This is a genomic window from Asticcacaulis sp. YBE204, from assembly GCF_000495855.1.
Taxonomy (GTDB): domain Bacteria; phylum Pseudomonadota; class Alphaproteobacteria; order Caulobacterales; family Caulobacteraceae; genus Asticcacaulis.
This window is the reverse complement of sequence record NZ_AWGF01000014.1, coordinates 72,210-89,497: the sequence shown is the minus strand read 5'-3', so window position 1 is coordinate 89,497 and position 17,288 is coordinate 72,210. Positions and strand designations below refer to the sequence as shown.

Annotated in this window: 17 protein-coding genes; 8 read left to right on the top strand and 9 right to left on the bottom strand. The window is 60.8% G+C overall.

Translation table 11 applies throughout. From position 1 onward, the window contains the following. Positions 1-66: 66 nt before the first annotated feature. Positions 67-1,254, bottom strand: a complete 1,188-nt coding sequence (locus AEYBE204_RS36000) for a hypothetical protein (RefSeq protein WP_023463497.1) — start codon at positions 1,252-1,254, stop codon at positions 67-69. 3 nt (positions 1,255-1,257) lie between these two features. Further along, positions 1,258-1,728, bottom strand: a complete 471-nt coding sequence (gene tadA, locus AEYBE204_RS35995) for a tRNA adenosine(34) deaminase TadA (protein ID WP_023463496.1) — start codon at positions 1,726-1,728, stop codon at positions 1,258-1,260. Positions 1,729-1,809: 81 nt separating this feature from the next. Here tadA and AEYBE204_RS35990 point away from each other — a divergent pair, with 81 nt between their 5' ends. The 3 genes from AEYBE204_RS35990 (at position 1,810) to AEYBE204_RS40740 (ending at position 4,704) form a co-directional block, all read left to right on the top strand. Next, positions 1,810-3,795 carry a pseudouridine synthase gene (locus AEYBE204_RS35990; protein ID WP_023463495.1) on the top strand — a complete coding sequence of 662 codons (1,986 nt, stop codon included), beginning with the start codon at positions 1,810-1,812 and terminating at the stop codon, positions 3,793-3,795. A 3-nt stretch (positions 3,796-3,798) separates the two neighbouring features. Further along, positions 3,799-4,377, top strand: coding sequence for a 16S rRNA (guanine(966)-N(2))-methyltransferase RsmD (rsmD, locus tag AEYBE204_RS35985; protein ID WP_023463494.1), 579 nt, complete (start codon positions 3,799-3,801; stop codon positions 4,375-4,377). Positions 4,378-4,566: 189 nt separating this feature from the next. Beyond that, complete coding sequence (locus AEYBE204_RS40740; RefSeq protein ID WP_200862199.1) at positions 4,567-4,704, top strand: hypothetical protein; 138 nt, start codon at positions 4,567-4,569, stop codon at positions 4,702-4,704. A gap of 324 nt (positions 4,705-5,028) precedes the next feature. Here the strand turns inward: AEYBE204_RS40740 and mutL are convergent, their stop codons facing one another. The 5 genes from mutL to ileS all read right to left on the bottom strand — a co-directional run bounded on the left by mutL (position 5,029) and on the right by ileS (position 12,079). Beyond that, entirely contained in the window at positions 5,029-6,936 is a 1,908-nt protein-coding gene (gene mutL / locus AEYBE204_RS35980) for a DNA mismatch repair endonuclease MutL (RefSeq protein WP_023463492.1), read from the bottom strand. 150 nt (positions 6,937-7,086) lie between these two features. Continuing rightward, positions 7,087-7,836 (bottom strand): class I SAM-dependent methyltransferase, encoded by a 750-nt coding sequence (locus tag AEYBE204_RS35975; protein ID WP_023463491.1) that lies wholly within the window; start codon positions 7,834-7,836, stop codon positions 7,087-7,089. Positions 7,837-8,045: 209 nt separating this feature from the next. Then, a complete protein-coding gene (locus AEYBE204_RS35970) occupies positions 8,046-8,609 on the bottom strand; it encodes a DUF3035 domain-containing protein (protein ID WP_031231319.1) in 564 nt (187 codons plus the stop codon). Positions 8,610-8,688: 79 nt separating this feature from the next. After that, positions 8,689-9,219, bottom strand: a complete 531-nt coding sequence (lspA, locus tag AEYBE204_RS35965; protein WP_023463489.1) for a signal peptidase II — start codon at positions 9,217-9,219, stop codon at positions 8,689-8,691. Then, complete coding sequence (gene ileS, locus AEYBE204_RS35960; protein ID WP_023463488.1) at positions 9,212-12,079, bottom strand: isoleucine--tRNA ligase; 2,868 nt, start codon at positions 12,077-12,079, stop codon at positions 9,212-9,214. Before ileS ends, lspA begins: the two co-directional genes overlap by 8 nt. A gap of 216 nt (positions 12,080-12,295) precedes the next feature. Between ileS and AEYBE204_RS35955 the strand changes: the two genes are divergently transcribed. From AEYBE204_RS35955 to AEYBE204_RS0120680, 3 genes are read left to right on the top strand one after another with little or no spacing between them, the layout of a single operon-like run. Next, positions 12,296-12,715 carry a hypothetical protein gene (locus AEYBE204_RS35955; protein ID WP_023463487.1) on the top strand — a complete coding sequence of 140 codons (420 nt, stop codon included), beginning with the start codon at positions 12,296-12,298 and terminating at the stop codon, positions 12,713-12,715. A gap of 10 nt (positions 12,716-12,725) precedes the next feature. Beyond that, a complete protein-coding gene (locus AEYBE204_RS39680; protein ID WP_023463486.1) occupies positions 12,726-13,274 on the top strand; it encodes a hypothetical protein in 549 nt (182 codons plus the stop codon). Then, positions 13,271-13,870, top strand: coding sequence for a hypothetical protein (locus AEYBE204_RS0120680; RefSeq protein ID WP_023463485.1), 600 nt, complete (start codon positions 13,271-13,273; stop codon positions 13,868-13,870). The genes AEYBE204_RS39680 and AEYBE204_RS0120680 overlap by 4 nt, the downstream gene beginning before the upstream one ends. 128 nt (positions 13,871-13,998) lie before the next feature. On the opposite strand, the gene ribF is transcribed toward AEYBE204_RS0120680, so the two are convergent. Both ribF and AEYBE204_RS35940 read right to left on the bottom strand, forming a co-directional pair. Beyond that, complete coding sequence (gene ribF, locus AEYBE204_RS35945; protein ID WP_023463484.1) at positions 13,999-14,985, bottom strand: riboflavin biosynthesis protein RibF; 987 nt, start codon at positions 14,983-14,985, stop codon at positions 13,999-14,001. Then, positions 14,978-15,415: a MaoC family dehydratase gene (locus AEYBE204_RS35940; RefSeq protein WP_023463483.1), complete on the bottom strand. Its 438-nt coding sequence runs from the start codon at positions 15,413-15,415 to the stop codon at positions 14,978-14,980. Before AEYBE204_RS35940 ends, ribF begins: the two co-directional genes overlap by 8 nt. A 431-nt stretch (positions 15,416-15,846) precedes the next feature. Here AEYBE204_RS35940 and AEYBE204_RS35935 point away from each other — a divergent pair, with 431 nt between their 5' ends. Continuing rightward, positions 15,847-16,215, top strand: a complete 369-nt coding sequence (locus AEYBE204_RS35935) for a response regulator (protein WP_368407107.1) — start codon at positions 15,847-15,849, stop codon at positions 16,213-16,215. Between the two features lie 28 nt (positions 16,216-16,243). Continuing rightward, positions 16,244-17,170, top strand: coding sequence for a protein phosphatase CheZ (locus AEYBE204_RS35930; protein WP_031231311.1), 927 nt, complete (start codon positions 16,244-16,246; stop codon positions 17,168-17,170). The last annotated feature ends 118 nt before the right edge of the window (positions 17,171-17,288 follow it).

The following is a 17,288-nucleotide window of genomic DNA, read 5'->3' as shown; positions in this document are numbered from 1 at the left end:
CTGTTATCACTCGGAACACTGGAACCGTTAAGGTGTAAAAATGCAGGGGTTTAAAGGTCTGTGCGCCTAAAGATTTGGAAAGTAGGCCTTGGCCTCGGGCCGCCACAAGGATTTCAGTTCGGCGTAGGGCACGACATAATAGACGCCCATACAGGCCCCCAGAGCGTGCGGCAGATCGGTACGCGAGACGACAAGGCCCTTGGCGCCGAACGAGAAACTGTAGCCACCGCCGTAGCTTTCGACATCTTCACCGAGACACTCCCGATCGACATCGGCGGCGAACCACGGTGATTTAGGGTTCAGCTTCGCCTGCAAGGCTTTATATTCGGCGGTTTCCGATCGTTCGTCGCCGTCTTTCCAGCCTGCGGGCGTGTTGAAGAGCTTCAGCACCCGGTCGAAATCGAGTTCGCCGCCTTGCCGCAGGTCGTAGGTGTGGATGACCCAGTAATTATTGGGGTGCGCGCCACCGCAATAGGTCGAGCCGGCGTCTTCGACGGCCATCAGGGTTGGCGTCAGGTAGACAACTTTCTCGGTGGTTTCGTCGTAGCCGCCCGTCGTCCCCTGGCCGTTACCCCCCTTCATCGACAAGCAATCGAGCGCGCCTTCGAGGCGGAAATAACGCTCGATATCCAGCGTCGCATTGACCTTTTTCATGGCTGCCGCGTCGGGGTGACGCGTCAGGCTGAGGTAGTGCACGCCGGTCGCCTTGTCGGTCACGGTGCGGTAGGCGATCGGCCCTACCACAGTCTCAGGTCCGTAAACATTATCCTGATTGAGGCGGCGCGAACGGAACGGATCGTCGCCCACCGGCACGTCGGGCGATTCCAGAACCGTATCGACGACCGACAGGTCCTCGACCGTGCGGATCGCTATGGTCGAAGCCACGTTGCGTGCGGCCACCTTTTTCAGGGTGACGGGGACGGCAGCGCTCTTGCCCTTGGCGGTCCATGTGCCGGTCAGTCCCGTCGCGCTGGCCTTGAGCGAAAAGGTGCCTGTGACCGGGCATTGCGGGTCTTCGCAATAGGGGCGCTCATCCATCAGGCCATTGCCGCGGCCTTCCAGCGGGATCAGGCCGCGATATTTGGTGTAATAATAACGTCCGCCGGTGAGCGTCTTTCCACCGACCGTGGCGCTGCGCACCTCCAGCACGATGGGGCTCTTGCCGAGCGTGCCTTCATAGACCGTCTGCGTGACGGTGTCGGCGGCGGCGGGGAACGCGTACACAGTCAACAACACGGCAATCAGGCGGCGCATGGCTTATCCCTTTATTTTGCGTCTCTGGCGGAAGAAGTCTTTTAGCATCGTCCCGCTCTCGGCCTCAAGCACGCCGGAGGTCACCTCCGGTCGCCAGTGACAGGTTGACTGGGCAAAGAATTTCGGGCCGTGGTCGACTGCGCCGCCCTTGGGGTCCGGCGCGCCGTATATCACCCGTCCGATGCGGGCGTGTGACAGGGCTCCGGCGCACATGGCACACGGCTCCAGCGTCGCATAGAGCCACAGGTCGGTGAGGCGGTAATTGCGAAGTACCTGCCCCGCGTCACGCATGGCCAGTATCTCGGCGTGGGCGGAGGGGTCGTTAAGGGTAATCGGCGCATTTTTTGCGCGCGAAACGATGGTTTTACTTGACGGATCGTAGATTAAAGCGCCTATCGGCACCTCGCCGGCGTCAGCCGCCTCCTGGGCGAGCGAAAGCGCCAGACGCATCAGGGTTTCATCTTCGTCAGCCATAGGGCTTTAGACCGGTGAAACGCTGCGGGCGTCAAGTCAAAACGGCCCTGCGTGAGCAGGCCCAGCCAGAAAGTCACCCCGATGACACAAGACAACGAGAACCCGACTCCCGAAGCGACGCACACGCCGCCGGTCGAGACGCCCCCCGAAGACTTCACCCCCCGCGCCGATCCCGGTGCCGAAAAAACCTTTGCCGACAAAAAGCCATTCGAGAAGAAGGCTTTCGGCGACAAGAAATTCGGCGACAAAAAAGGCCCGAAAAAACCGGCTCTGCCCGCCGAGCGCATCGCCAAGGTACTGGCCCGCGCCGGTCTGGCCTCACGCCGCGAAGTCGAGCGCCTGATCGGTTTGGGTAAAATCGCCGTCAATGGCCGCATCCTTGAGACCCCCGCCGTCACCGTGACCGCCGAAGACGTGATCACCGTCGAAGGCAAGCCGATCCGCAAGGCCGAGCCGACCCGCGTCTGGCGCTACCATAAGCCCGTCGGCCTGATGACGACCCATCAGGACCCGCAGGGCCGCCCGACCGTCTTTTCGTCGCTGCCCGAAGACCTGCCGCGCGTGATTTCCGTTGGCCGCCTCGATCTCAATTCCGAAGGTCTGCTGCTGCTGACCAATGACGGCGAACTGGCCCGCGCGCTGGAACTGCCGACGACTGGCTGGAACCGCGTTTACCGCGTCCGCGCTCTGGGCCGCACGACGCAGGAAGCGCTCGACAAGCTGGCCAACGGCACGACCGTCGAAGGCGTCACCTATGGTCCGATCGAAGCCAAGCTCGACAAGGCGCAGGAAAAGGCCGATGGCCGCGCCAATCTGTGGATCACGGTGTCGCTGACCGAAGGCAAGAACCGCGAAGTCCGCAAGGTGCTGGATTCGCTGGGCCTCAAGGTCAACCGCCTGATCCGTATGGCCTACGGGCCGTTCCAGCTCGGTAATCTGGAGCACGGCGAGGTCGAGGAAATCGGCCCGCGCGTGATCCGCGAACTGCTGGCCGACAAGATCGATCCGCGCAACCTGCCGTCGGAAACCGCCAGCCAGACGCAGTCGGGCTTTAAGTCGCGCGATGGCGGTGAAGGTCGTCGCGGCGGTGGTGACCGTTTCGCTGCCGGTGGCCGTCCGACCAGCCCGACGCCGGGTGCCGACTTCAAGCGGGGCGCGCGCAGTGATTTCAAACCGCGCGGCGACCGTCCAGCAGGCGCGAAGCCCTTTGGTGATCGTCCCGCGCGTCCTTTCAGCGACCGTCCGTCCTTCCGTAAACCGGCCCCGGAACGCGACTTCAAGGATCAGGATTTCGATGAACGGCCGCGCTTCGCCAGCGATGGCGAGGCCCGCGACCGTCGTCCGGAACCGCGCGGTCAGCGCGAATGGGCCCCGCGTCCGGATCGCCCGCGCGAAGAGCGTCCGAGAAACGAGTCTCGCGGCGAATTCAAGCCGCGCGGTGATTTCAAACCGCGTGGCGATCGTCCGGCAGGCGACCGTCCGGCGCGTTCGTTCGGCGACAAACCGCGCTTTGATAAACCGCGCGGCGACTTCAAGCCCCGTGAAGGCGGCGACCGTGACTTCAAACCGCGTGGTGATCGCCCGGCGGGGGATCGTCCCGCCCGCTCGTTCGGTGACAAGCCGCGCTTCGATAAGCCGCGTGGCGACTTCAAGCCCCGCGAGGGTGGTCCCCGTTCTAACGGCGATCGTGATTTCAAGCCGCGCGGTGATCGTCCGTCTGGTGACCGTCCCGCCCGTTCGTTCGGTGATAAGCCGCGCTTCGATAAGCCGCGTGGCGACGTCAAGCCCCGTGAGGGTGGTCCCCGTTCTAACGGCGAACGTGACTTCAAACCGCGTGGTGATCGTCCGGCAGGAGACCGTCCGGCGCGTTCGTTCGGCGACAAACCACGCTTCGACAAGCCCCGCGAAGGTGGTGACCGCGATTTTAAGCCGCGCGGTGATCGCCCGGCGGGCAAATCCTTCGGTGGCAAGCCGTCCTTCGCTGGTAAACCCGGCGGTCGTCCCGCCGGCGGTCCCCGTCCCGGTGGGGCGCGTCCGACCGGCCCGCGTAAACCGCGTCCGGAATAGGCCGTGCGCGTCGTCGGTGGAGCGTTTCGTGGCCGCGCGCTGACCACACCGGACGGGCAAAACACCCGTCCGACGTCTGACCGTGCGCGTCAGGCCGTGTTCAATATCCTAGAACACGCCGAGTTCGCCCCGAACCTTAGCGGCGCGCGCGTCATGGACGTCTTCGCCGGGTCCGGAGCTTTGGGTATCGAAGCCATGTCGCGCGGTGCCGCCTTCTGCCTGTTCGTTGATACGGACGACGCGGCGCGCGGCGCGATCCGCGAAAACGTCGAAGCCTTCGGGCTATTCGGCAATACCCGCATCCACCGCCGCGATGCCACGCAACTGGGCATCCGCCCCGGAAATGCGACTGAGGCCTTCGATCTGGTATTCATGGACCCGCCGTATCGCAAGGGATTGGGGCCACAGGCACTTGAGGCCCTACATACAGGGAAGTGGCTGGCGGAAAACGCCCTGATCATGCTGGAAATCGCCGCCGACGAGGACTTTTTTGTCACTGACCTGTGGCAAATAATAGACACTCGAATCTATGGTCAAGCGCAGGTCATCTTTCTGAAACAAAAAATTTTTACGGAATTTTAATTATACAAATCATTGAAATAGTTTGTATAATTTTTTAGATCACCGTTATCTGTGGCTAAATTAACCCTATTTGAAAAATACCGTATTGACGGTTTTTTTATTATGACCCCACTATGTCCTTAACAAGGCGTAAATATAGCGCCGACGGCCCGCATAGCGGGATAACTGGGTTAAGATTGGGGTGATGTCATGACTACGGAAACCGTAGAGGTGTCGGTGAACAAGCGTCGCGGTGGCCTTCGGGTGTTGCTGATGGCGGGTCTCGGGGTTCAGGCCTGGGCACTCGTGATGGGTGTCGGTCTTATCGTTCTCAACGTCGCGCGTTGATTTGGGCCTGTGGCATTTGCCGCGGGTTTTTTTATGCCTTTTTCTGTGCCTGATCTAGCAACCGGGCACAGCCGGGCCGACGGGGGAGTGGGACAAGGGGCGGCGGCGCATGGGTTGCGCGCCGTCCCTGTTGTCGGCATCACGTCATAAGATTTTACACGGAAAGCACGGATGATCGCGCATAGCGCGATAGGCACGGAAAACACAGAATAGGTTCTGTGTTTTCCGTGTCAGCTGCGATAGCAGCCGTCCGTGCTTTCCGTGTTATTCTAAAATTGCTTGAATAGGAAACCGTGTCTAAATCTCTTAGACACGCGTTAAATCTTACCGACGCCCGAACAGTTTCTCGATGTCCTTGAGTTTAAGTTCGACATAGGTCGGGCGGCCGTGGTTGCATTGCCCCGAATGCGGCGTGGCTTCCATCTGGCGCAGCAGGGCGTTCATCTCATTGGCCGTCAGTCGGCGACCGGCGCGCACGCTGTTGCGGCAGGCCATATTGCCGCAGATTTCGGCCATTTTCTCTTTTAAAACCAGCGCTTGGCCGTTTTCGGCGATGTCGTCGGCCAGATCACGGATTAGCCCGGCCACGTCGTCATCCCCGATCAAAGCAGGGACTTCGCGGACCAGAATCGTGTTGGGACCGAAGCTTTCGATCATCAAACCGAAGCCTTCCAGATCCTCGCGGCGGCTCATCAGGCGCGTCACGTCCGACGGTTCCAGATCGACGATTTCGGGAATCAGCAGGGTCTGACGCGCGACATTGCCCTCGGCCATCATCGTCTTCATGCGCTCATAGACGAGGCGTTCATGGGCAGCGTGTTGATCTACAATGACGAGGCCGTCTGTGGTTTGAGCCAGAATATAGGTCTCGTGCAACTGAGCGCGCGCTGCACCTAGCGGATAGGCTTCAAACTCCGGCGGTAGCGGTGCGGTGAAGGCGGCGGACAGTTCCGATACGCCGATATCGTCCAATACCGCAATGTCCGAACCAGTATCGACGCGCGCCGACGGAAGAAACGTATCGGGTTCGCGGTTATAGACTGGGTGGAAATTGGGGTGCGGCTGTTCCGGCGTATAGGCGCGGGGTGCGTAGCCGCCGTTCAATTGCAGCGACGACAGCGACAGGGTCGGTTGCACCGGCGCGCGATACCCCGACGACAGCGGATTGAACGTGTTGAGCGCCTGATCGGCGACGGTCGTGGCGGCACGGTGACCGGCAGAGGCCAGTGCGTGTTTCAAGGCACCGATGATCAGGCCGCGCACCAGATTGGGGTCGCGGAAGCGCACCTCGGTCTTGGCCGGGTGGACGTTGACGTCGAGTTCCTGCGGATCGATCTCGACATAGAGCACCGCCATTGGGTGGCGGTCGCGGGCGAGAAAGTCGGCATAGGCCCCACGCAAAGCACCGGTCAGCAGCTTGTCGCGCACCGGTCGACCATTGACGAACAGGTATTGATGCTGGGCATTGCCGCGCGAAAAGGTCGGCAGTCCCGCATAACCGGTGAGCCGCACGCCTTCGCGCTGCTGATCGATAAGCAGGGCGTTGTGGCCGAAATCGTCACCCAACAGTGCGGCGAGGCGCTTCAACCGCCCCTCGAATCCTTTTGGTTCCGGATAGAGTCGTAGCGAGCGTTTGCCGTCCATAGTCAGCGAAAAGCCGACGTCTTCGTGGGCCATGGCCTGCCGTTTGACTTCTTCAGATATCGCCATGTTTTCCGAACGATCGGACTTCATGAACTTCAGCCGCGCCGGGGTGGCGTAGAACAGGTCTTTCAGTTCGACACGTGTGCCGTTCGGGCGCGAAAACGCCGCCGGGCGCAAGGCCGATACGGCGCCTGCATCGACGGTCAGGGCCAGCGCGCCATCCTGCGCCGCCGTGCGCGAGGTGATGTCGAGCCGCGCCACTGAGCCCATCGACGGCAGGGCTTCACCGCGAAACCCCAAAGTCTGGATGTGCAGCAAATCCCATGTGCCGTCGGGCTGCGGTTTCAGTTTCGAGGTGGCGTGGCGCTCGACGCTGAGCGGCAGGTCGTCTGCGTCCATGCCGCGTCCGTTGTCCTCGATCAAGATGCGCGACAGCCCGCCCATGTCGGCGCTGATGTCGATCTGGGTCGCGCCGGCGTCGATGGCGTTTTCGACCAGTTCCTTGATCGCCGAGGCCGGACGCTCGACCACCTCACCGGCGGCGATGCGGTTGACGGTATCCTGAGGGAGGCGGGCAATGACGGACATCACCCTAATTTAGGTGAGTCCGGGGGTCGGGGCAATATGAGAAGGGGCTAACCACAGATTACACAGATTTCACAGATTAGCTGCGTCACCACCATCACTCCGGCGCGAAGCGCCAATCTGTGAAATCTGTGTAATCTGTGGTTTCTTCTTTTACGGCTTCTTGAACACCAGCACGAAGCGGTCGGTCTTACCACGGACGGCGGGGTCGAAGACGTTCAGGTCGCGCTTGTCTTCCGGATGCGAGAGGATGTCCTCGTCATCGACCAGCAAAAATCCGGCCTTGTTGAGATCGGCGATGACGACTTTTTTGTCGATGCGGTGCGTGGTGTTGGTTGCCGTCGTACCGCTGCCGTCGGGGGCGTGGTGATCGACGATGATGTACAGCCCGCCGGATTTCAACTGCCCAAACAAGGCTTTGTTCATGGCCAACGCGTCCTGGCCTTTTTCGTTATAGGTGTCGTGATAGATCATACTCGACACCACCACGTCATAGGATTTTAACGGGGCGGGGATGGCGGTGAACGGCGCGATGACGACCTTCACATTGGGGCGTTTGGCCTTCATCTCGTCCAGCGCGCCCGCCATCTTGTAATAGTCGACCCAGCCCTGCGGATTCTGGACATAGACCGTGCCGGTCGGCCCGACGGCGGACGACAGCAGGTAGGATAGGTAGCCCTGACCGGCGCCCATATCGAGGACGCGGTCACCGGATTTGACATGATGCAGGATGAAGGCGACTTCGGACTTGCGTACGGCGTCGCGTTCGATCTGCGCCGTCGGGCGGTCGCTGGCGGCATAGGCCGCGTCGGCGATCTTCGGATCGACCTCGTGGGCGGTGACGGTGAGGGCGGTGGTGGCGAGCAACAGGCTCAGGCCAAGGGCGCGGAAAGCGATTTTCATGTCGTATCTCCCTGAAATTTGCGCGGAGGGTGCCGCAAACCGCTGCGACTGGCAAATGACATCGGCGTAATGAACATGGTATGCAAAAGGCTGCCCGTGGGCAGCCTTTTTAAAGCGTAAAGCCAAATCAAATCGAAGGGCCGCCCCGAGATTTGATTTGTCGATGTTGAAACATCCCTCGATATGCGAAGCAGATCGAGGGATGAGGACTAAAGACCCGGCAGCTTGAAGGATTTTTCCTTCTTCTGCTGGATGGTCACGGGGTTGGAGCCGATCAGGGCCTTGATGCGGGCGGCTTCGGCATCCGGGTCGATGGCGTTGGCTTCGTTGCCCAGCACCGTATTGGTGTTCGGGGTCACCGAAGGCTTCTCGTCCTTTTTCCAGAACAGTATCTTGTTGGCGAAGCCTTCGTCCTTATAGGCCAGATCGCCGAATTCATCGTCGACGACGTAGCGCGCCAGCGGGTCGGCCTTGTCGCCTCCGGCCTTGGTGGCGAGGATCTTTTCGCCGTCCGAGCGGGTGAAGGCCTGACGCTGACCCAGCAGGGCTTCGCGCGCGGCGGATTCGGGCATCAGTTCCTGCGGGCGCGGCTCACCGGGGGCAGGCGGACGCAGGGCGAAATCCGGCGGTACGACCAGTGGCGCCTTGGTCACGACGCGGAATTCGTCGGGCACGACCTTGTTCAGGCCCAGCGCGCTTTTGGTCGATTCGCAGCCCGTCAAACCGACACCGGCGACCAGCACCAAACCCACCATTAAGGAAACCGACTTCATTCTTCGCTCCGATTATCGCACCGCTAAAAAACGGATGCGAGAGTGTTACTTGCTTTTGTCGCCCCTGCCAAGGGGCGGCTTAACCCTGTTTTTTATCTTCCTTATTGAGGAAGAAGACGTCGATGAACAAAAGCGCGACCCCGACATTGATCGCCGAGTCAGCGATATTGAACACCCACTTGAAACCCAGTCCCGAAAAATCGAGGAAATCGACTACGGCGCCATAGGCGATGCGGTCAATGGCGTTACCGATTGCGCCCCCGGCGATCAGCGCCAGACCGATCGCCAGAACCAGACGTTCGGTACGTCGAAGCCAATCGAGCAAACAGACGGCAACCCCCAATGAGAACAGGACCAGAAGCCAGCGCCGCCAGGCGAAATCGCCGATCAGGCCGAAACTGACGCTATCGTTCCATACCATGGTGAAGGAAAAGAACGGCCAAATCTTGACCTGTTGCAGACTGGGGAGTTGTAAACCGTACAAAATCCAGATTTTCGAGGCCTGATCGAGCAGGATGGTAATCAGAGCCAGCCACAGCACTTTGCGTCCCAGCGCGGTGGTGAGCGGCGCGGCGAAGTGAGCTTTGAGTTTGGCTTGGAAATCAGACATGCGTCGCGTCCCATTCGGCCACCGCTTCGGCGTCGCGCAACGAGAGGTCCGGATAGCGCGGATCACTGCCGACTTCCGGCAGGATGCGCCACGAGCGCTGGCACTTCTGGCCGTGGGCGATGTGGACCACGACCGAGACGTCCTTGACCTCCGCCACGCGGAAAGCGTCATCGGGCCCGACGGAATTACTCAGCAGCGCCTGAGAGGTGCGGAAGACTTCGGCGGCGTCGATGCCGTCAAAGGCCGCCATCAGCGGGTCGGAATCGATGAACACGGTCGGAGCGGCTTCCAGAGCCGAACCGATGACCTTCTCGCGGCGCTTTTCTTCGAGCGCCCCGGTGACGACGGCGAGCACGTGCTCGATCTTTTCCCAGCGCGCGGCCTCGGACGCATTGTGCCATTCGCCGGGCACGGCGGGCAGCGTCCGGTAGAGGTTTTCCGGTGCGTCCGGGTAACGCGACGCCCAGGCCTCTTCCATGGTGAAGGTCATGATCGGCCCCAGCCACGCGGTCAGGCGGTCGAACAGGATATCCATGACGGTACGACAGGCGCGGCGCTTGAGATCCGACGGCTTGTCGCAATAGAGGCTGTCCTTGCGGATGTCGAAATAGAGCGCCGACAGGGTTTGCGAGGCGAAATCGGCGACCGGACGGATGACGGCGGCGAAGTCATAGGCGTCGTAGGCCGCGCGAACCTGCGCATCCAGTTCATGGACCCGGTGCAGGATGTAGCGCTCCAGCGACGGCAGGTCCTTATAATCGACGGCTTCCGCAGCGTCGTAACCGTTCAGCCCGCCGAGCAGGTAGCGGATCGAGTTGCGTAGCTTGCGATAGGCATCGACGGTGGTCTGGATGATCTGCTTGCCGATGCGCAGGTCTTCGGAATAGTCCGACAGGGCGACCCACAGGCGCAGGATTTCGACGCCGGATTCCTTGGCGATATCCTGCGGGGCGACGACATTACCCTTGGATTTCGACATCTTCTCGCCCTGTTCGTCGAGGACGAAACCGTGGGTCAGGACGGCCTTGTACGGCGCACGCCCGCGCGTGCCGCACGATTCCAAGAGCGACGACTGGAACCAGCCGCGGTGCTGATCCGAGCCTTCGAGGTAGAGGTCGGCGGGGCTTTGGGTGTTTTCGCGGCCCTCAAGGGTAAAAGCGTGGGTCGAGCCGGAATCGAACCACACATCGAGGATGTCGGTGATCTTCTCGTAGTCGGCGGGATTATATGAATTGCCAAGGAAGTCTTCGTCGGGGCGCGTGAACCAGGCGTCGGCGCCTTCCGACGCGATCAGCTTGATGATGCGGTCGTTGACGGCTGCGTCTTTCAGCGGCTCGCCGGTCGTCTTGTCGACATACATGGCCAGCGGCGTGCCCCAGTTGCGCTGACGGCTGATCAGCCAGTCGGGGCGGGTTTCGACCATGTTACGAATTCTCGTTTTACCCGAGGCCGGGTAAAACGCCGTGTTATCGATGGCGTTCAGCGCGGTATCACGCAAGCCGCCGTCCATGCGGATGAACCACTGCGGCGTGTTGCGGAAGATGACCGGGGCCTTCGAGCGCCACGAATGCGGATAGGAGTGATCGACACGACCACGCGCCAGCAGGTTGCCGGCCTCGATCAGCTTTTCCATCACCGCGCCGTTGGCCGGGCCGAACTTGCCGGCCTTCTTGCCTTCGGTTTCGAGCACTTTCAGGCCTGCGAACAGCGGCACGTGCGGGTAGTAGGCACCGTCCGGATCGACCGTGTCGGGGATCGAGTCGAGCGAGCGGCCCGACTTCAGCCACACCAGATAGTCGTCCGCACCGTGGCCGGGCGCCGTGTGGACGAAGCCCGTACCGGCATCGTCGGTGACGTGATCGCCCGCCAGCATGGGGACGTCGAAGCCGTAACCGTCGTCGAACGCGGCGAGGGGGTGCGACAGCGTCAGGCCATCGCAGTTGAAATCGCCGACGCGTTCCCATTCGGCGATCAGCGCGTTTTTCTTGACGTCCTCGGCCAGCTTGTCGGCCACGACCAGTTCGTCGCCTGGCTTCGACCACGGCTCGAAGGCGAGGTCCGGCTGCATCGACACGACGCGATAACGGCCATAGGCGATTTTGGGGTTATAGCTCACGGCGCGGTTGGCCGGGATGGTCCACGGCGTCGTCGTCCAGATGACAATCTTGGCGGTGTCGCCCTTGACCGGGAACTTGACCCACACCGTCGGGCTGACATGCGGATGGTACTCGACCTCGGCGTCGGCCAGCGCCGTGCGCTCGACCGGCGACCACATGACGGGCTTGGAGCCGCGATAAAGCTGGCCGGACATCAGGAATTTGTGGAACTCCTGCGTCACCTTGGCCTCGGTCGTGAGGTCCATGGTCGCATAGCGTTCGGCCCAGTCGCCGAGCACGCCCAGACGCTTGAACTCCTCGCGCTGAACGCCGATCCATTCGGCAGCGTATTCACGGCAGGCCTTGCGGAATTCGGCGGCGGGCACCTCGTCCTTCTTGCGGCCCTTCTGACGGAACTGCTCCTCGATCTTCCACTCGATCGGCAGACCGTGGCAATCCCAGCCGGGGACGTAGTCGACGTCGTAGCCCATCAGGAACTTCGAACGCACGACGAAATCCTTGAGGATCTTGTTCAGCGCGTGGCCGATATGGATATTGCCGTTGGCGTAGGGCGGTCCGTCGTGCAGGACGAACAACGGCGCGTGTTTCGCCTGACGCGCCTGGCGGACGCTGTGGTACAGCGCGCCATCTTCCCATTTTTGCAGCATGACCGGCTCGGCCTTGGGCAGACCGGCGCGCATGGGGAAGTCGGTTTCGGGAAGGAAGACGGTTTCGCGGTAATCGCGGGGGGTATTCTCGGACATGAAGCCTGAAATCTCTTTAGGAGGGAATAGGGGACGCGTCAGTATCCCAGCGCAAGGCCTCTTGATCGGGCGGCTTACGCTGGGCTGAAAATTCGCATTTTCACCCGTATCGTCATCATGGCTGTGCGTTTATCAGACAGGGTTTGCCTTGCCTAGCGCTTTCAATCGGGGCATTCTGATTTTCGGGGACGCTCACCGGGTTATCGGGAGCTTCGAATGACAGGGTTTCAAACGATCAAAGCGTTGCGATTCATCGCGGCGCTAGCGCTCACACCTCTCCTGTGGTGGTGGGCCGGATGGCTGGCGGCGGCGGATGAACCGTTGCTGGGCGGGATACAGGAAGCGGCTTATTGGGCCGGTGTCTTGTGTCTGGGGCTCATGGCAGGCGTGGCCAAGCTGGTCGCCATAGGTCGCAAGCAGAACCTGACGGCGGGCCTGTTGGCGGTTGTGCTGGCGGTGCCGGGGATTGTGCTGGTGCTTTTGGCGATGATGCCGGTGAGCCGTGCAAGTGATGACTGGCGTTCTTACGCTATGGTGTTGGGCTTTTTTCCGGCCAATGCGCTGATATTCAGCCTGATCGCCGGATTGCCTGTACGGGGCAAAGGCTCACCACATAAAGATGAGAGAAGATGTTAGGGAGGTACGAATGTTCCGTCGCGCTTTACTGATCACCCTGCTGGCCGTCGCGCCCTTGGCGGCTGTGGCCCAGACCGCGCCGCCGGCGGTCGTTTCCGGGCCTCAGGCCTATGCGCCGTTCGAGGTCATGGTCGGCAAGACGTGGCGCGGGAAATCGGTCAAGACCGCAGGCGTCGAGGACATCCAGCGCTGGGAATGGGCCATCGGCGGTCACGCGATCCGCATTACCCATTCGGTCAATGGCGGGGCCTATGCGGGTGAGACGCTGATCTTTCGCGAAAAAGCGACGGGTGACTATATCTATCACTACTTCACGACCGGCGGCTTCCATACGACTGGCACGATCAAGATCGTCGGGCCGGGCAGCTTCGAATATACTGAGACCGTACACGGCACCGCCCAACCGATGACGCTGAAAACGAGTGGGATTATCGGCGCCGATGGCGTGTACCGCACGCGCACCCAGAGCGAAAAGGACGGCCAGTGGGTCGAATTCGGCGGCTTCGATTATCGCGAAGACCCTGCCGCCGTGGTTGTCATGCCGAAGGTGCCATCATGAGACTATATGCGTTAGTTGCCGCCGCCCTGCTGACCGGGTGTTCCGCGCCTGCCGTGGAGAAGGCCGAGCCCACAGCCGGGGCGAAAGAGGTATTTTCCGATTGCAAATGGGGCGAGGTCAGGGGCGCAACCTTGTCGATCTGGAGCTATGCCTGCCCTAACGCCCATCTGGTCGCTGACGAGACCCTGCCGGGGTTCGGCATCGTCGAAGGCACGGCGGCGGACGGTTTTGGCTATCGCCCGGTCATCCGTACGCTACCGAAAGCGAAGGACGCCGCCATCGACGCGGTCTTGCCGGAGATACGCCAGCTGTCCCCGGGGCCGGCGACCGCCAGTTGCGTTCTGGTCCCCGCACAGGACCCGACCGATCCGGCGTCGAAGCGCGCTCTGTTCGAACTGGTGCCGACGGGCGAGGCGAAAGCCGTGTGGGACAAGACCGTCGAAACCGGCGAGGGCGAGGAGGCGCCGTGCGGCGCTTTGGGTGTCGGTCTGGCGGGGAGCCGGGTGTTCGAGGTTCTGCCGAACGATCCGACGCGCGTGGTATATATCGACTATGGCTCGGAGATTCAGATCTTCGATACGAAGACACTTAAGTAAACACCCTCGCCCCTACGGGGAGAGGGTGGCGGAGCGTAGCGAGGCCGGGTGAGGGGGCCTTTCACACACCGAAGTCCCCCCTCACCCTGCGCTTCGCGCTTTCCCTCTCCCCGCAGGGGCGAGGGGATTTAGCTAAAATACGCCTTGGCGGTTTCAGCATCCTTCGCGATCTGTTCTTTCAACGCTTCGAAGGACGGGAATTTATGCTCCGGACGGATATAGTGCAGCAGTTCGACCTCGATCGTCTGGTCGTAGATTTCGTGATCCAGCCCGAAGATGTTCGTCTCGAACCGCTCGCTCAAACCGCCGACCGTCGGGCGTTTGCCGAAATTGGTGACGCTGCCCAAGACCCGCCCATCAGCGAGGTGCGTGCGCGTCACATAGACCCCGTATTTCGGCCGCAGATAGTCGCCCAGTTCGATATTGGCCGTCGGAAAGCCGATCTGGCGGCCGATCTGGTCGCCGCGCGTGACCACGCCCTCGAAGGCCTGCGCCCGACCCAGCACATGCCCGGCCAGTTGCGGATTGCCGCTGTCCAGCGCATCGCGCACCGCCGACGACGACAGCTTGTGCCCGGTCTCGTCGCTCTGGCACGGGGTAATGAAGGTCGTAAAATCCATCGTCTCGCCGAACGCGGCCAGGGCCTCCGCCGTACCGGTGCCTTTCGCGCCAAAGCGGAAATCGAAGCCGCAACTGACGTGGCTGAGGTTCAGGTGGTCTTTCAGGATGATCCGTGCGAACGCCTCCGCCGTCAGGGCCGACAGATGTTCGTCGAAACGCAGGACCAGCGCATATTCGACGCCCAGCGCCTCGAAGGCGTGCAATTGCTGAGCCAGCGACATCAGGCGGAACGGCGTCACGGCCTCGCCCGTGCGGCTGAGAAAATAGGTCTGCGGGTGCGGGTCGAAGCAGATCACCGCCGAGGCCTCACCCAGCCGATGCGCGGCGGCGATGGCGTTTTCGATCACCCGCTGATGGCCGCGATGGACGCCGTCGAAGCTCCCCAATGCGGCCGAAGCCCGGACGGGCAGGGGCAGGCCTTCGGCGGCGGCATTGAGCGCTGTGGTGCGCAGGCTGCCGTCGGCATCCACGGCCAGATTGAAAGCCTTAAGCATCGGCAGGTCTTCTGGGGGCGATGACTTCGGCGGCGCCGTCGGCATAGGTCTTGTTGCGGACCTTGGCCGTTGTCGAAATGACTACGTGAGCGGTTTTCAGGTCGATCTCTTTCACGGTGGCGACGATGGTCACTTCGTCGTCCAGCTTGACCGCGCGTTTGAAGTTCAGCACCTGCGACACATAGATGGTGCCGGTCCCCGGCAGGCCACCGGCGATGGTCGCCGATATCCATGCCCCCAGCAGTGCGCCGTGGGCGATGCGGCCCTTGAAGGCGGTGGTGGCTGCATAGGCCTCATCCATATGGACCGGATTGTGGTCACCTGACACCTCGGCAAAGGCGCGGATCACGGCGTCCGACGCGGTAAAGGTGCGCTCAAGAGTCTGCCCGACGGTGAGGTCTTCGAGATAGACGGTGGGGAAATCGGTCATGGGGGCGTCCGTAAATACAGTTCACTGACCGATCTAGAGCGCATTCCGAAAAGTGTGCAACGGTTTTCGGAATCAAATGCGCGACAAAACAAAAGTTTAGAGCACGTCCCGATCAATCAGATCGGGACGTGCTCTAAACCCGCCATCGCGCTTTGCCAAGGGCGATATGTGCGATTCTCAACCGCGAATCCCGTCGCAAAACTGTGCCGTTCTGACATTCTTTTTCGTATCAAGGTTCACAAATGAGACATTTTTCGTGGTTAACGAGGTTTATATTATTGAAAAAAATAAGAAAATTTAGGTAACCGCTTTAACCCTATTTTATCGGGTTGTCGTCATTATGGTGACTGTCTTGATGTGAAGGGCCTGCATAAGGCGGGCCCGGTAAATTTTAAAAGGTGGGGCTTACTCACATGGCCGTCGATATGTCCATGACGATCCTGGTGGTTGATGACTACAAAACCATGCTGCGGATCATTTCCAACCTGCTGAAACAGCTGGGTTTTGAAAACATCGAAGAAGCTTCGGATGGTGCCGAAGCGCTCGAAAAGATGAAGAAGACGAACTATGGTCTGGTCATTTCCGACTGGAACATGGAGCCGATGACCGGCTATGAACTTCTGCTGAAGGTCCGTTCGGACGATTCGCTGAAGCGCACGCCCTTCATCATGGTCACGGCCGAATCCAAAACGGAAAACGTGATCGCCGCCAAAAAGGCCGGTGTAAACAACTATATCGTCAAGCCGTTCAACGGCGCGACGCTGAAGCAAAAGATCACCGCCGTCCTCGGCGAATTCTAAGATTTTAAAGAATAAGCAGGTTCCCCATATGGGCCAGGTTGCACCAAAATTATCAGAGTTTCCGGAGCTTGAGACCGCTGACGCGGCCATGGTCAAGGAAATGGAGCCCAAGCTCATCAATCTGATGCAGCAGTCCGAGGCCCTTGTCAGCCTGATGCGCGACTTCTTCCAGCAGCTCGACAAGCGCCGCGCCGAAGAGTTCCGGATCATCGCCGGCTATATCGCCAAGGCCAAGGAAGAGATCCGCGAACTGCGTCCTCAGGACCTGTCGCAGGAACGCATCCCGACCGCCGGGGCCGAACTGGAAGCCATCACCCGCGACACCGAAAACGCCACCCACACCATCATGAACGCTGCCGAAGCGATCATGGGCATGGATGTGTCGGACCCCAAAGCCTATAAGGCCGCGGTCGACGATCAGGTGATGCAGATCTTCGAGGCTTGCTCGTTCCAGGACATCACGGGACAACGTGTTTCCAAGGTGATCAATGTCCTCAAGCAGATCGAGGAGCGTGTCGGCAAGCTGGCGACGACCCTCGGTGTCGAGGACAAGGAAGTGCCGCTAACGGACAAGGAAATCCGGGCGCGCGACCTGCTGCTCAACGGTCCCGCTATCGGCGGCCCGGAAACACGTCAGGATGCCATCGACGCCATGTTCGATGAAGCCCCGGCACCTGAGATGAAGGTTCAGGCGCCCAAGGTTGAAGCGCCGAAACCTGAAGTGAAACCGGCCCCCAAGCCTGAACCCACTCCGGTGGCCAAGGTGGAAGCGCCTAAGCCTGCGCCGGAACCCGTAAAGGCCCCCACGCCCGAACCGGCCAAATCGCAGGACGATATCGACGCCCTGTTTGACACGCCCAATTCTCAGGAAGATATCGACTCGATGTTCGATATGTCGCCCGAAGACCTCAACAAGACAAACTCTCAGGACGATATCGACGCCCTGTTTGACTAAAAGCGCATCCCGAGAAGTGTGAAGCGGTTCTCGGATCAGATGCGCGACAAAGAAACCCGCGAAAACGCGGACCATAAAAAAGTTTGGTGATGTGGAAACCGGTGCGATGGAAATCGCG